16 protein-coding genes are annotated in these 11,662 nt (G+C 66.0%); 6 read left to right on the top strand and 10 right to left on the bottom strand.

Features of this window, described 5'->3' with window-relative positions; translation table 11 throughout:
- Nucleotides 1-1,223: 1,223 nt before the first annotated feature.
- On the bottom strand, nucleotides 1,224-1,637 hold the full coding sequence (locus AB0J16_RS59550; RefSeq protein ID WP_358558274.1) for a PIN domain-containing protein: 414 nt from the start codon (nucleotides 1,635-1,637) through the stop codon (nucleotides 1,224-1,226).
- Nucleotides 1,634-1,894 carry a CopG family transcriptional regulator gene (locus tag AB0J16_RS59545; RefSeq protein ID WP_358558271.1) on the bottom strand — a complete coding sequence of 87 codons (261 nt, stop codon included), beginning with the start codon at nucleotides 1,892-1,894 and terminating at the stop codon, nucleotides 1,634-1,636. Before AB0J16_RS59545 ends, AB0J16_RS59550 begins: the two co-directional genes overlap by 4 nt.
- Nucleotides 1,895-2,250: 356 nt before the next feature.
- Between AB0J16_RS59545 and AB0J16_RS59540 the strand changes: the two genes are divergently transcribed.
- The 3 genes from AB0J16_RS59540 to AB0J16_RS59530 all read left to right on the top strand — a co-directional run bounded on the left by AB0J16_RS59540 (nucleotide 2,251) and on the right by AB0J16_RS59530 (nucleotide 3,541).
- On the top strand, nucleotides 2,251-2,484 hold the full coding sequence (locus tag AB0J16_RS59540; protein WP_358558268.1) for a hypothetical protein: 234 nt from the start codon (nucleotides 2,251-2,253) through the stop codon (nucleotides 2,482-2,484).
- Nucleotides 2,484-2,876 (top strand): type II toxin-antitoxin system VapC family toxin, encoded by a 393-nt coding sequence (locus AB0J16_RS59535; protein ID WP_358558265.1) that lies wholly within the window; start codon nucleotides 2,484-2,486, stop codon nucleotides 2,874-2,876. The genes AB0J16_RS59540 and AB0J16_RS59535 overlap by 1 nt, the downstream gene beginning before the upstream one ends.
- A 458-nt stretch (nucleotides 2,877-3,334) precedes the next feature.
- Nucleotides 3,335-3,541, top strand: coding sequence for a cold-shock protein (locus tag AB0J16_RS59530; protein ID WP_357649055.1), 207 nt, complete (start codon nucleotides 3,335-3,337; stop codon nucleotides 3,539-3,541).
- 114 nt (nucleotides 3,542-3,655) lie between these two features.
- On the opposite strand, the gene AB0J16_RS59525 is transcribed toward AB0J16_RS59530, so the two are convergent.
- From AB0J16_RS59525 to AB0J16_RS59515, 3 genes are all read right to left on the bottom strand, one after another.
- The gene (locus AB0J16_RS59525) at nucleotides 3,656-4,852 is read right to left on the bottom strand and encodes an NADH-ubiquinone oxidoreductase-F iron-sulfur binding region domain-containing protein (protein ID WP_358558262.1); all 1,197 of its coding nucleotides are present in this window, start codon (nucleotides 4,850-4,852) and stop codon (nucleotides 3,656-3,658) included.
- 246 nt (nucleotides 4,853-5,098) lie between these two features.
- Entirely contained in the window at nucleotides 5,099-5,281 is a 183-nt protein-coding gene (locus tag AB0J16_RS59520) for a hypothetical protein (protein ID WP_358558259.1), read from the bottom strand.
- Nucleotides 5,282-5,361: 80 nt separating this feature from the next.
- Complete coding sequence (locus AB0J16_RS59515; protein WP_357962489.1) at nucleotides 5,362-5,727, bottom strand: Inorganic pyrophosphatase; 366 nt, start codon at nucleotides 5,725-5,727, stop codon at nucleotides 5,362-5,364.
- 545 nt (nucleotides 5,728-6,272) lie between these two features.
- On the opposite strand from AB0J16_RS59515, the gene AB0J16_RS59510 reads away from it, so the two are divergent.
- Nucleotides 6,273-6,584 carry a hypothetical protein gene (locus tag AB0J16_RS59510; RefSeq protein ID WP_358558256.1) on the top strand — a complete coding sequence of 104 codons (312 nt, stop codon included), beginning with the start codon at nucleotides 6,273-6,275 and terminating at the stop codon, nucleotides 6,582-6,584.
- 57 nt (nucleotides 6,585-6,641) lie between these two features.
- On the opposite strand, the gene AB0J16_RS59505 is transcribed toward AB0J16_RS59510, so the two are convergent.
- Nucleotides 6,642-6,995, bottom strand: coding sequence for a DUF6086 family protein (locus tag AB0J16_RS59505; RefSeq protein WP_358558254.1), 354 nt, complete (start codon nucleotides 6,993-6,995; stop codon nucleotides 6,642-6,644).
- Between the two features lie 569 nt (nucleotides 6,996-7,564).
- On the opposite strand from AB0J16_RS59505, the gene AB0J16_RS59500 reads away from it, so the two are divergent.
- Complete coding sequence (locus tag AB0J16_RS59500) at nucleotides 7,565-8,911, top strand: sialidase family protein (RefSeq protein ID WP_358558252.1); 1,347 nt, start codon at nucleotides 7,565-7,567, stop codon at nucleotides 8,909-8,911.
- A 160-nt stretch (nucleotides 8,912-9,071) separates the two neighbouring features.
- Here the strand turns inward: AB0J16_RS59500 and AB0J16_RS59495 are convergent, their stop codons facing one another.
- From AB0J16_RS59495 to AB0J16_RS59480, 4 genes are all read right to left on the bottom strand, one after another.
- Entirely contained in the window at nucleotides 9,072-9,578 is a 507-nt protein-coding gene (locus AB0J16_RS59495) for a GNAT family N-acetyltransferase (protein WP_358558250.1), read from the bottom strand.
- Between the two features lie 145 nt (nucleotides 9,579-9,723).
- A complete protein-coding gene (locus AB0J16_RS59490) occupies nucleotides 9,724-10,047 on the bottom strand; it encodes a type II toxin-antitoxin system PemK/MazF family toxin (protein ID WP_358558248.1) in 324 nt (107 codons plus the stop codon).
- Nucleotides 10,044-10,352, bottom strand: a complete 309-nt coding sequence (locus tag AB0J16_RS59485; RefSeq protein WP_358558246.1) for a hypothetical protein — start codon at nucleotides 10,350-10,352, stop codon at nucleotides 10,044-10,046. The genes AB0J16_RS59490 and AB0J16_RS59485 overlap by 4 nt, the downstream gene beginning before the upstream one ends.
- Before the next feature lie 163 nt (nucleotides 10,353-10,515).
- Nucleotides 10,516-10,674, bottom strand: coding sequence for a hypothetical protein (locus AB0J16_RS59480; protein ID WP_358558244.1), 159 nt, complete (start codon nucleotides 10,672-10,674; stop codon nucleotides 10,516-10,518).
- Nucleotides 10,675-10,759: 85 nt separating this feature from the next.
- On the opposite strand from AB0J16_RS59480, the gene AB0J16_RS59475 reads away from it, so the two are divergent.
- Nucleotides 10,760-11,368 (top strand): TetR/AcrR family transcriptional regulator, encoded by a 609-nt coding sequence (locus AB0J16_RS59475; RefSeq protein ID WP_358558242.1) that lies wholly within the window; start codon nucleotides 10,760-10,762, stop codon nucleotides 11,366-11,368.
- Nucleotides 11,369-11,662 lie beyond the last annotated feature (294 nt).

Genomic DNA, 11,662 nt, shown 5'->3' with positions numbered 1-11,662 from the left:
GACAGCCGGGCACTCACGCTGACCACAGCCGGGCAATCGACCTCAAGCCGAATCCCTCAACCGACCAGCTCAAGGTCGAGAAAGATCGAGGCTAATGGGGCCGAGGCGGACGGGGTGCGCGCAGTGCGTTTCAACCCCAGGTCGGAGAGCTGATCCCCGTGCCAGATGCGTGCCAGAACGAACGGCAGGTCAAGGTCATTCAGGGTCGCTCACGGCCACTCGTCGGGTTCTGACCAGGACCTCCGTTCTCCTCGCTCAGGACACCAAGCTCAGTAGTCGGTTCCCAAGCTGACAGCGCGAGTTCGCATCCAAGTGAACAGGCGAATAGCCACGACGCTGTTGACTTGAGGGGGCTTGCGGTGAGCTGGACAACAGCGGTCTAGGCAGGGTCCGGCAGACAGGCTAAAGAGAGGTTGACTCGGCGAGCGTCAGTGCTTTGCCTTCCTCAAAGTCAGCTATCGCTCGAGAGTCTCGGTCGAAGTAGTCGCTCCAGAAACCAGCTCGGTGCCAACTCAAAGGTGCCGCGCGAAGGCGGCCATCTTCAAGTGTCATCCTCCAGCACGTGGGGATCCGCGAATCTACGGTTTCGAACATCGACGGGTCCCAGAGGGGGCCGGGGCTCTCGCCGGCATCGCCAAGGATGCGGATGTAGTAAACCTCTGCGTCCGAGTACATTTCCAGGACAACGTATCGCCCACCTACATGCACGCCCGGATAGGCATCCATGGGCTCGCCCTGCGGGCTGATGATTCGAACGCAGCGTACGATCACTCGCCGATCGTATTTGTACGTGGCACTCTGACGAGAACAAGATCCGGAAAATGCTCGGAATGACCTTGCTACAGCCGAGAGGCTTCGAGCGATCACCCGCAGGTCAGCGCGTCTTCGGGCCAAGGAAGAGCGATCCACTTCTGATCCGACGCCATTCGAAGCCTCGTGCCCGTTGCGTGCCCGTACGGTCGGCGATCATCGGGGAGTCACGGGACTTAGCGGCACTCGATTCACGTACGCCCACGTCGGCGTTTCCCCTGATCAGAGTGCATGATCTCGAAAGACTTCCCAGCTGACAGCGCGGGTTCGATTCCCGCCGCCCGCTCTCACTGTGAAAACCCGGATAGACCGATGGATTCGGGACCTGGGCTTTGATGTTTCCTGATGTCGTTGATCTCTGCGTGCCACTAGGTTCATGATCACCCTGGCGGAACGGCAGGACGGGGCATCACTCAAACCTTGATGACAGTTACGCGTGCACCGCACAGTACGGCGAGGTCCTCGGGGTCGGAGGTGAGGACCGTGACGGGGCCTGGGGCGGCGAGGGCGGTGGCGCTGAGCATGGCATCGATGGCGTACTTGTGCCCGTGCAGGCCGGCGTCGGACAAGAGTGTGGCGGCGTGGCGGGCGATTCGTTCGGTGACCGGCTCGATGACGAGGCGGGACAGCGTCCACTCCAGAGCCGGCCGGTTGACGCGAGGGTGGACCACCTCGACGAGGGTGGCGGCAGAGGTGATGACGCGGAAGTCGTCAGCACGGGCGAGAGCAAGCCATGCGGTGACCGTACGGTCGCGCAGGACGGCCTTGGCCAGTCCTTCGCTGTCGAGGACGAGGGTGCCGCCAGGAGAGGCGGGAGAACGGGTCACGCGGCCGTCCCACCACTGGCCTGTCCTCGCCGGGCCTGGTGGAGTTGGTCGCGCAGTGCCTGGACCTCCTCGTCGGTGATGGGGCCGTGCTCGGCCTCGGCGACTTGGATGAGTTCGCTGAGGTTGTCGCGTTCGATCTGGCGGGCGACGGCGGCGGCGACATAGGCGGACAGGCCGGAAGGGCCGCTTCGGGATCGGGCTGCCTCGGCGATATCACGCGGCATGGTGATCGAATACTTGCCAGTAGGCTCGCTCATGCTCTCTATCCTACCTCTCATCCTCCCGAGGTCGCTGGCGGTGAGTTGAGTTGTGCATTGACAAGAGCTGATCGATCTCCTGCGCCCCCTCGCAGCGTCCGCCAGACGTGCCCGCTGCGTCGCGCGGCCCTGGGAAGAACTGCGCCGTCACGCATGCTCGGAGCGCTCGGCCGGAGAGCAGTGATATCCGCTTTTCTGCAGGGGTTTCAACGGCGTGTCACCTCTGCCTTCGCTTAAAGTCCCCGATGTATGTCCACGCCGAGGAATCAAGATCTTTTTCCGGGCTGGACGGGTGCCGCGGAGGGGAAGGCAGGCCAGTACTTGTCTCGTAAGACAAAGCGTCTTACGGTGGCTGCATGGCTGACACCATCACCATCCGCAGCGACCCGGAGACTGAGCACGCCCTGGATATTCTCACCCATGACGGCAGCTCACGCTCGGCGGCTATCCGCCAAGCCGTGCTGGAAGCCGCCCTTCGTAAGGAGCGCGCTGTCGCTATGCGGCGCGCTGTCCTGCGTATGCCGCTCGGCGAACCGGACGGCATCGACATTGCCGCGGAGATCGCCCACGGCCGCGAGAACGAACGCTGATGATCTATCTCGACTCGGCCGCCGTCGTGAAACTCGCCCACGCCGAGGCTGAGTCGCAGGCATTGCGCGACTGGCTCGACGAACGGGCAGAGACCGGATGGACGAGTTCAGTTTTGCTGGAGATCGAGTCATCACGGGCCCTGGCACGCTACGCCCCAGAAGCCGTCACCCGACTTCACCTGGTCCTCGACTTGATCGACCTGGTGGAACTGGACGCCGGCATTCGCATCCTGGCCCAGACTGTGAAACCGATGATCGTACGGAGCCTGGACGCTATCCACCTGGCAACCGCTCTCCGCATCCGCTCCCGGCTCACTTCATTTGTCACGTACGACAAACGACTGGCCGATGCTGCCCAGACAGCCGGACTGACCATCGACATGCCTGCCTGAGACGTCTCTTCACCGCCGGGATCTCCTGGCGGGGCGCCTGGCCGCGAATACCTGAGACGTCGCGTGAGCAAAGCGGCTCCGACAGCCCGGCCGCTCCGGATCGAACTGCTGACGAAGGCCGGTCACGATGCGGTGCACGTGCGCGACCTCCAAGCAACGAGCGCGCCGGACTCCATCGGTGATGGCCTGAAATGGGCGCTCGACCCGGGGGATGGGACGGCCAACTTCCGGCATGGCATCCCACTCTGCGGCGTCTCTCTCGGCCAAGCTGCGGCAAGATGTGTGCTACGCTTCGCAGGTTGCAGTTGTGGTACCCATAAAGACTTGTGCGCACCTGAACGAGCATGATCTTCAGGTGCGTTTTTTGTTTGCCGGTCGTCTCCGGATGGGCTCATCAAAGCGACACAGGATCCGCAACGTGCGGATCCCGTATCTGCAACCATCAGAAGGAGATCGATATGGCATCCGGAACCGTGAAGTGGTTCAACTCGGAAAAGGGCTTCGGCTTCATCGCGCAGGACGGCGGCGGCGCCGATGTCTTCGCCCACTACTCCAACATCGTTGCCAACGGCGGCTACCGTGAGCTGACCGAGGGCCAGAAGGTGGCCTTCGACGTCGTCCAGGGCCAGAAGGGCCCGCAGGCGGAGAACATCGTTCCCGCCTGACATGGCGCATGCCTTAAGTGGGGCCCGCATCGGCATGGATGCGGGCCCCACTGCGTTCGGATGGCACTCTTCCGCGGTGACGATTCAGCGTCTGTATGCCCTGATCGGGGCTCGTCAGCGGGTCGCGTGCCGGCCCGGCGCGACAACAGACGGCGTCCGGCTGAGCCCGAGGGCCAGAGCGGGGCACATCTCGGCGGCTCGCAGGGCGTCTGGCAGGAGCCGCGCGGGCAACTCACTCTCGGTGAGCACCGGATATCCGAACACGTCCAGCTGTACGACCTCGGGAACGAGGTGGCCGCACAGGCCGTGGCCGGCGCAGCGGGACCAGTCCACGGTCAGTCGCCCCCCGGAGTCCTGAACCACTTCACCCGGCACCGGCAGGAGCCCACGTACGGGGCGACCGCAGCCGCCCTTCGCGGCGTGCGCGGCGACATCGTCGCTGAAGACATCGAGCGCCGAGAGCAGAAACCTGGTGGTCCCGTCCGAATGATGACAGGCCCCCCTGCCGCGGACGATCCCGCTACCCTGCCTGATCGCGGCCAGCGCCCCAGCACCGGCGTGGCCCGCGGCCAGGGAAGAGAAGGATCGGGCGATGGCGGGCAGCCCCATGTGGCAGGGCCCGCACTGCCCCGCCGACTCGGTCGCGAGGTAGTCGGCCACCCGGGCCACCTCTCCCAGGGGGCACGTCCCCTCCTCCAGAGGGACGATGATTCCGGCGCCCAGCGCGGCGCCCACCTCGGCCATGGACTGCCGTGACACGGCGACCGCGGCGGCCTGGTCCGGGGCGAGCCATGCCCCGCGGTAGCCGCCGACCATCACGCCCTGGCCCGCGTTCAGCCCGCAGTGCTGAAGCACCTCCCAGAGCGGGAGGCCGGCCGGGGCCTCCACGACGGTGCGCCGCCGATCAGGACCGGTCACGGTAAGCAGGACCGTACCGGGCTCGGCGGGCGTTCCGACGGCTCGGAAGCCGGCGGCTCCGAGTTCGGCCAGTACGGCCAACTGGGCGAAGGTCTCCGCGTAGGACAGCAGGGTCGGCAGGCCGTCGACCCCGCTCTGCGCGGCCCTCACCTTCCGGCCCGGCGGGATCGGCGTCTCCCCGTTGACCCCTCGGACCCGGGCGCCACCCTCCCCGGTGATGAAGCGTTCGGGCAGGTGAACGACCCGCACGGTGGGGACGATGCCCGCCTCCCCGATCGCGCTCAGCAGCGAGCGCTCAGCGGCCCCGTCGAGAACCAGGTGCGGCGCCCGTGCGAGGAGCGTCTTGTCCTTGGCGCTGGCCGGCTCGCCCTCGGTCGCGTTGACCAGAACCACCGGCCGGGTGTCGCGGCGGACGGCCGGTGGTTCTGGTCAACGCGTTGAGCTTGCGGGCGAACGGGAAAGCGGCGCCTCCCCGGCCGCGGAGGTCGACGTCCTCCGCCAGTGCGACCAGTTCCCGCAACGAGAGCCTGGGCAACGGTGAATGGCAGCGGCGGTGGGCGGCCAGATCCAGCCGCGGTAGGTCGGCCAGGCCGAGGAAGAGCCGGGCCGGGCCGATCGTGACTACCTCAAAAGCATCGCTCACCTGTGACTCCCCGTCCATAGCTGCGCCTCGTGCTTGAGCTCCGCCCAGAACTCCTCGTCCGGCACGCCGTGCGCCCCGGTGTCCGGCACACGCTGGGTGGTATGTGCGGTGACCCGTCCTGCCCGCCGGCGGACCGTGCCACGCCCGCGCAGCCACACCAGGAACCTGACCAGCGCCATGACGGCGACCAGCCGACCGGTCCGTGATCTGCCATCGCGCCGACCACCGTCACGCCGCCGCCAGAGCCACGCGGCCGTGCTCAGCTCGGCCGGTGGATCATTACAGCCGCTTGAGGCTGGGGGGCGTAGAAGCCCTCCACCAGCGCGATCTCATCCGACGAGCAGCACCACAAAAACTTGACCTCTGCGTTCCGCTTGAGCAGATCCACCGTGCAGGCCACGGCCGACACGGTCCGCACTGGAGACGAGCCGACCCACACGTCGATGCCCTCACCATCCCCGCCTTGGGTGCCCGACAAGAAGCCATAATCCAGCGGGTAGATGAAGCTCGACACCTTGGGATGCGGCGTGCCCGCAGGACGATCAATCACAATCTCGGCGTCACCCACAAGGGAGTCAGCCTGCTCCCATAGAGAAAGCCGCGCCCATGCGTCAAAGTCCGGCATGGGCAGACCATAGCCCCCGGCGGGGGCGCACCGGCTCCGGGATGCTCGCCGCGCGAACCGGGAATCCGCTGAGGTGGAAGCCGGATCATCCCGCCCATCATCGACCCGGGACAAGCCGAGCAGAACAGGGCCATACGTACCAGATCGTTCGTCCGGTGGGGCGCTCCATCTGGTAGCCGTGACCCTGGCCCGCTTCCCCTTCGGGCGGGTCGACGGCAGACGGGATGATCAGGCGGGCGGGGGCCGCGCGTTGCGCGAGAAACACCAGGTGACGGGCTGATCACCGGGCCATTAGCGGCCATTAAGAGGGGTGACGCGGGGGCAATCACGGTCACTCAGGGCCGGCTTTCTGCCCAGCTCAGCGCCTCATCAGGCCGTGATCGATGCAGTTCCCAAGCTGACAACGCGGGTTCGATTCCCGTCACCCGCTCTCATCCGCGAAAGCCCCGGGTAGGCCGACGGATTCGGTACCTGGGCTTTGACCATGCAGTGGGTTGTTGATCTTCGCGTGTCATTACGCGTCCTATGGGTGCGATTATGGCCGCGTGGTTGATGTGACCTTGGATGAGTCCGGTGATTCCGGGGCCGTGGTGAAGCTCCAGACCGAAGCCTGGGAGTTTAACATCTGGGCGCCCCTGGCGGATTTGATGCGCCTCCGCGGGATCAAGGAGGCAGATTGGGATGCACGCCGCTCACTTCCAATCGGGACCTGTGCTGACGCGCACGTGTTCTGGGTGGCAAACGAGGAGCAAGCGACGATCCTCATCGGCCAGGACGACGAGACATGGGACATTGCGGTCACGGTGCCGCTCGAAACCGTCGACCAGATCGCACGCCTCGCCGAGGAGCACATGTGATGTATTGCATTGGTGATCACCTGGCAGGAGAGAGTAGGTCGGGCAGCTCCCCGAGCCTCAGCGCGGCATTGCCCGAGCATGCTGCGCGGAAAGGGCCGCCCATCGCTCAACATCACGTATGTGATCACCTTGCGGACATGCGGAATGCTCGCCTACCTGCACATCTCTCCAGCCGCCATCGCTCGCATCATGCAGGGGAAGTATTGCTCCGCCACGCTCGACGAGCACGAGGGCCGTCGCTATGAAGCCCTCCATGATTGAATGCAGGATCGCATGGTTCGAACGCTCGTAGCGCTCGATGAGAGCGCTCACGAAGGCCGCGAAGGCAGCCACGTCGACCTCACATTCGTCGCTCTCCATGAGGCCGAGTCCCGTCGGCAAGCCCGTCTCGAGTGCAAATGCCTCTGCCAATCCGCGTCATCCCCCGAACCACCACCCAGGAGATCACCCGGATCAAGTCCACGGCGCATACCAAGAAGCGAGAGATCGGCTAGAGAGGGTCAAGCGTCAAGTGTGACCAGACACGAGATCCAGTCGGCGCACTGCCGAATAGTTCTTGTAGGTATCAAGGCGGCGGCGCTTCGCGCCAGCCCGCTCGGCGGCCGGTCATGCGGCCTGGGGCGGGTTCCGGCCACTGGCATCTCCGGCCGCGCTCGCCTGCGGTCGACAGGCTCTCGTAGGTGCTACAGGGCCTGGGGCGAGAGTTCGGTTCGGACACCCCCCTTGACTGTGCGTATGGCTAACGGGGCAGACAAAACTGATCTTGAGACAGTAATCTGCCCTCGCATCGTTTGCCGACTCCTGGGGCCACCCTCCGGCGAGGCGGTCGACGTCCCCTGTAGATGCCCCATCGACGAAGATGAGGAAGGCTCGTGATTCGACGCTCCAGGGTTTTATTACCCGCAGCGGCCATCCTGATCGCCTGCGCTGTTGCGCAGCCCGCTTCCGCGCAAGGTGCCGCATCCGCCGGACCTGCCATCGTGCGGCCGGTCTCGGGCAGCAGCCCCCTGCCCGCAGGCTGCGGACTACCCCCGGCCGACGGTTACACGCTGAACCCCAACACCGAAGTCCTGCCCATGCTGGCGCGGGACCCGAACCGTCCGTGGCACCTCGTCACGGTGTTCCAGCAGGACCGCTGGAACCGGTACGGCAGCAACGGCGCGGTTACCGCCGTATCGGACGACTACGGCAAGACCTGGCAGCGGTCCGAGAACCTGCCTGCCTTCTCTCGGTGTAACGGCGGCACGACCGCCAACGGCGGAGACTACGACGTCACGACCGACAACTGGGTCACGGTCACACCATCGGGCGCGGCGGTGGCCGCGTCGTTCTCGCTGTCGCGCACCGGCGACGTGACCGCCATTCTGGTGTCCCGGTCCGCTGACGGCGGCCGGCGCTGGGACGCCCCGGTAACCCTGCAACGGGACGACAACCCGCGCTACTTCAACGATCGCCCGTCGGTGACCGCGGACCCGTACCACCCGGGCGTGGTCTACGCGGTGTGGGACCGCATCGACAGCACGGACGCGAGCTGGGTACAGCCGATCTATCTGGCGAAGTCGACCGACGACGGGCGCACCTGGACCACGAAGAAGGTGTACGACGTACCCGCCAACAGCGGCGTCATCGGCACACAACTGGTGCCGCTCGCCGACGGGACGCTGCTGATCGGCATGCACCACGAGACGGACACCGAGGGTGCCACCCAGGTCATCCGCTCGACCGACGGCGGCCAGACGTGGTCGGCGCCGACGTTGAACGTTCCGGCCCCGCTCGCGGTGGGCCTCCGCATCCCGGACCCGGACAACTCGGGTGACCCGGTACGCAACGCTTCCCTGCCGCTGCTGGCCGCCCAGCCGGGCACCCAGGTGGTCAACGCCACCTGGCAGAGCCAGGAGGCCGACGGCACCTTCCACGTGGCCTACTCGCGGTCGACAGACGGCGGAAAGACTTGGTCCAGCCCGGTCCGCGTGGACAAGACACCCACCGGCTCCGCCGCCGTACCGGTCATCGCCGCGTCCAAGACGGGCACCGTGGCGGTCACCTACTACGACTTCCGCAACAACACGCCCGACCCCGCCACCCTGCCCACCGACGTGTGGGCCGTCACCTGCACCGCCGACTGCACGCAGCCCGGGGCGTGGCGCGAGCAGCACATCGAAGGGCCGTTCGACGCGAGGAAGGTTCCGGCGACAAGCGTCGGACGCCTGGTCGGGGACTACACCGGCCTGGTCTCGGTTGGCGCAGCCTTCACGGCCGTGTATGGCGTGGCCACCGGCGACGCCACCAACCCTGTGGACATTCACAGCGCGGTTTTCTCTAGCTGAGCGGTTTTGCACACCGGCGGGGTTCGGTCAGACCGAACCCCGCCCCCTCTCACGGCAGCGCCGACCTGGCGGTGCGTTTGGAGCAGGTCCGGAGGATGGCGCCCGGGGCTAACCCTCGGCCATCTGCCGCTGGACAAGTCACCCGCCAGTCGGGCGGCGCCTATGCGAGATCGCGCACCAGATAAAGCAGCTCACCACGCTTGTCGGTTTCGACGCGGTCCAGCACCAGGCCCAGCCGTTCGCAGATCCTGAGCGAGGCAGCATTGCGGGGTCGAACCGTCGCCCACAGACGTTTCACGGTCGTGGTTGCCTGTAGCTCGGACACAACGGCCTGAGCCGCTTCAAGCGCGAGGCCGCTTCCACGTTCGGAGTGCTTGATCTCGTAACCAATCTCCGGCTCCAGAACTCCTGTGCGGTTGGCGAGAATGCCACAGCCACCGATCAGCGGGCCGCCGTCGCGATGGCGTATGCCGTACCAGACAAAGCCATAGTCCTGCTTCGTCTTGAGCCTGCGCTCAAGCCAGTCCACCGTCTCAGCCCGCGACGTGAACGGCCCCGCCCCGATCGTGTGGGTTAGCGGATCGCTAAATAGGCCGTGAAACTCGTCAGTGTCGTCGAGCGTGCAAGCAGTCAGCCGCAGCCTGGTGGTCTCAATCTTGTCGCGCACGCGATGCCCTTATCGAATACCTCCGGCTCCGGGATGATCGCGAAAGGCAGAGGTCTGTTGGCGGCTGAGGCGGAAGCCTGATCATCCCGCCTAGTTCTTGGCTCAGAGCGCTCGGAGGAGTCCGCTTGGTCCTCACCGGGAGGAGCTACAGAGCCAAGGCATGCTGTAGCGCCCGGCCGACGTCCATCATCGTTGGCATCGACAGCGCCCCTAGATCGGCGACGATCTGGTCTCGATACAGGGGGCCGAGGTCGTCGCAGTTGACGTAGCCAGTGAGCGGGTCACCAGCGCGTAGGACGGCCCAGGATGGCAGATCGCGGCGAGTGGTGGTGATCCGCGCTACCAGGCAATCATCGATGGCGTTGTTGCGGGCATTGTTGGAGACAACGAGCCATGGCTTGAGGCCGAAACCGAGATCGGCTCGATAGATCCGGCCGCGGACGGGGACGATGTTGGGGGCAGCGTTCACGCTCGCGTTCCACCACCCGTCTCGTTGCCACGGTCCCAGCCACGGCGGGCGTTGCGGTACGCGCGGTCCTCGTCGTCCATCTCGGCCGCCCACGCCGCATACCCGGTGATTCCCATCTGCTGAGTGACGGCATCCCGTCCTGCGCGGACCAACGCGGCGAGGATCTCTGCGTCTGAGGCGCTGGCCTTCAACTCCTGGCCGGTGAGCTGCGCTAGGGCCTGGCGCTCGGGGCTGACAGGAGCGTGCATGCGCTCCAGGGTGGTGACATCCTCAGGTCCCATCGGGACGCTCTTGCGAACGCTCATGCAGCTAAGTGTATAGCAGGGAGTGCAACAAATGATGCTGCATAGTATGCTGCATTGAGGTGGGATTGCTGGATCTTCGCGGCAGGGACATCGCACCCGCCACTTGCCGCGCTCGCACAGAGGCGAGGCGAGGTGGTGGCGGGCCGCGCACGCCTATCGATCGTCACCATTGAGCGAAGGGCGCTCCGGTTGCGGCCGGGGTGTTGTCGTGGCCGTTCCTGGCCATCAGGCCGGATGCTGTGGGCAGTCTCTTCCTACGACCACCAGGTTCGTCGTTGGCGGCCGCGCCGAGTTCGGTCTTGCGCCGGCCGGTGATGAACACGTGTGCGCCCTCGACCGCCGGTCGTACGGCACTGGCCTGCCAGCACCTTCCGCATCGATCGTTGCAGAAGGGTTAGACTGCGGAGGTGGAGACCAGGCAGCGCCGCCCAACCGGCCGACCGCGGGGATTCGACGCCGACGAGGCGCTCGAGCGCGCCCTGCTGGTGTTCTGGGAGCAGGGCTACGAGGGGGCCAGTCTGGCCAACCTGACCGACGCGATGGGCATCTCCACCACCAGCATGTACGCCACCTTCGGCAACAAGGAAGAGCTGTTCCGCAAGGCTCTGGAGCGCTACACCGAGGGCCCGAGCGCATACCTGGCCCGAGCCCTGGACGAGCCGACCGCCCTCGGCGTCGCCACGGCGATCATTGCCGGCACTGTTCGAACCACCACTCGCCCGGCAGGTCCCCACGGGTGTCTGGGTGTCCAGGGTGCCCTGGCCACCGGCGACTCCAGTCGTGGAGCCCGCGACCTCCTCGTCGCGTGGCGCGACAGTGGCTACTCCCGCATTCGAGAGCGGTTCGAACGAGCCGTCGATGACGGCGACCTGCCGCCGGAGGCCAACCCGGCGCTGCTCGCCCGCTATGTCACCGCCTTGGGCTACGGCATCGCCGTACAAGCCGCCAGCGGCGTCGACCGCGACGAACTCCAGGACATGGCCGACGCCGCCCTGCGCAACTGGCCGCCCTGCTGAGAGCCGCCCGGTGTTCGTCTTCGCGAACAACCGTGTCATTAGCGACCTGGTTTCGCGCCGAGGGCATCAGGTGCTGCTGGCGGAGAGTCCCTTGCCGCATCTCGACCAGGCTGATCCCTGAAGCAATGACTCCTGGGTTCTGCGCAGCCTGTCCGGGCTATGACGGTTCCTGACGTTCGCGAGCGAGCCGTCCCGGCCGGTGTCGCATGTCTCCATCCTTACAGGTCCACGCACTTCTGCAGTGATCGATGCGGAACGTGCTACGGTGTAGTTCTGCATCGATCGATGCGGAAG

This window comes from Nonomuraea sp. NPDC049750 (assembly GCF_040659625.1).
Lineage (GTDB): Bacteria > Actinomycetota > Actinomycetes > Streptosporangiales > Streptosporangiaceae > Nonomuraea.
Note: the sequence above shows the minus strand (reverse complement) of the source record. Positions and strands in the feature narration are given on the sequence as shown.

Coding starts and splice junctions, on each gene's coding strand:
- AB0J16_RS59535 (WP_358558265.1), top strand. CDS start 2,484: ATGATCTATCTCGACTCGGCCGCCGTCGTGAAACTCGCCCACGCCGAG.
- AB0J16_RS59520 (WP_358558259.1), bottom strand. CDS start 5,281: ATGGCGCTGGTCAGGTTCCTGGTGTGGCTGCGCGGGCGTGGCACGGTC.
- AB0J16_RS59515 (WP_357962489.1), bottom strand. CDS start 5,727: ATGCCGGACTTTGACGCATGGGCGCGGCTTTCTCTATGGGAGCAGGCT.
- AB0J16_RS59545 (WP_358558271.1), bottom strand. CDS start 1,894: ATGAGCGAGCCTACTGGCAAGTATTCGATCACCATGCCGCGTGATATC.
- AB0J16_RS59540 (WP_358558268.1), top strand. CDS start 2,251: ATGGCTGACACCATCACCATCCGCAGCGACCCGGAGACTGAGCACGCC.
- AB0J16_RS59485 (WP_358558246.1), bottom strand. CDS start 10,352: ATGAGCGTTCGCAAGAGCGTCCCGATGGGACCTGAGGATGTCACCACC.
- AB0J16_RS59530 (WP_357649055.1), top strand. CDS start 3,335: ATGGCATCCGGAACCGTGAAGTGGTTCAACTCGGAAAAGGGCTTCGGC.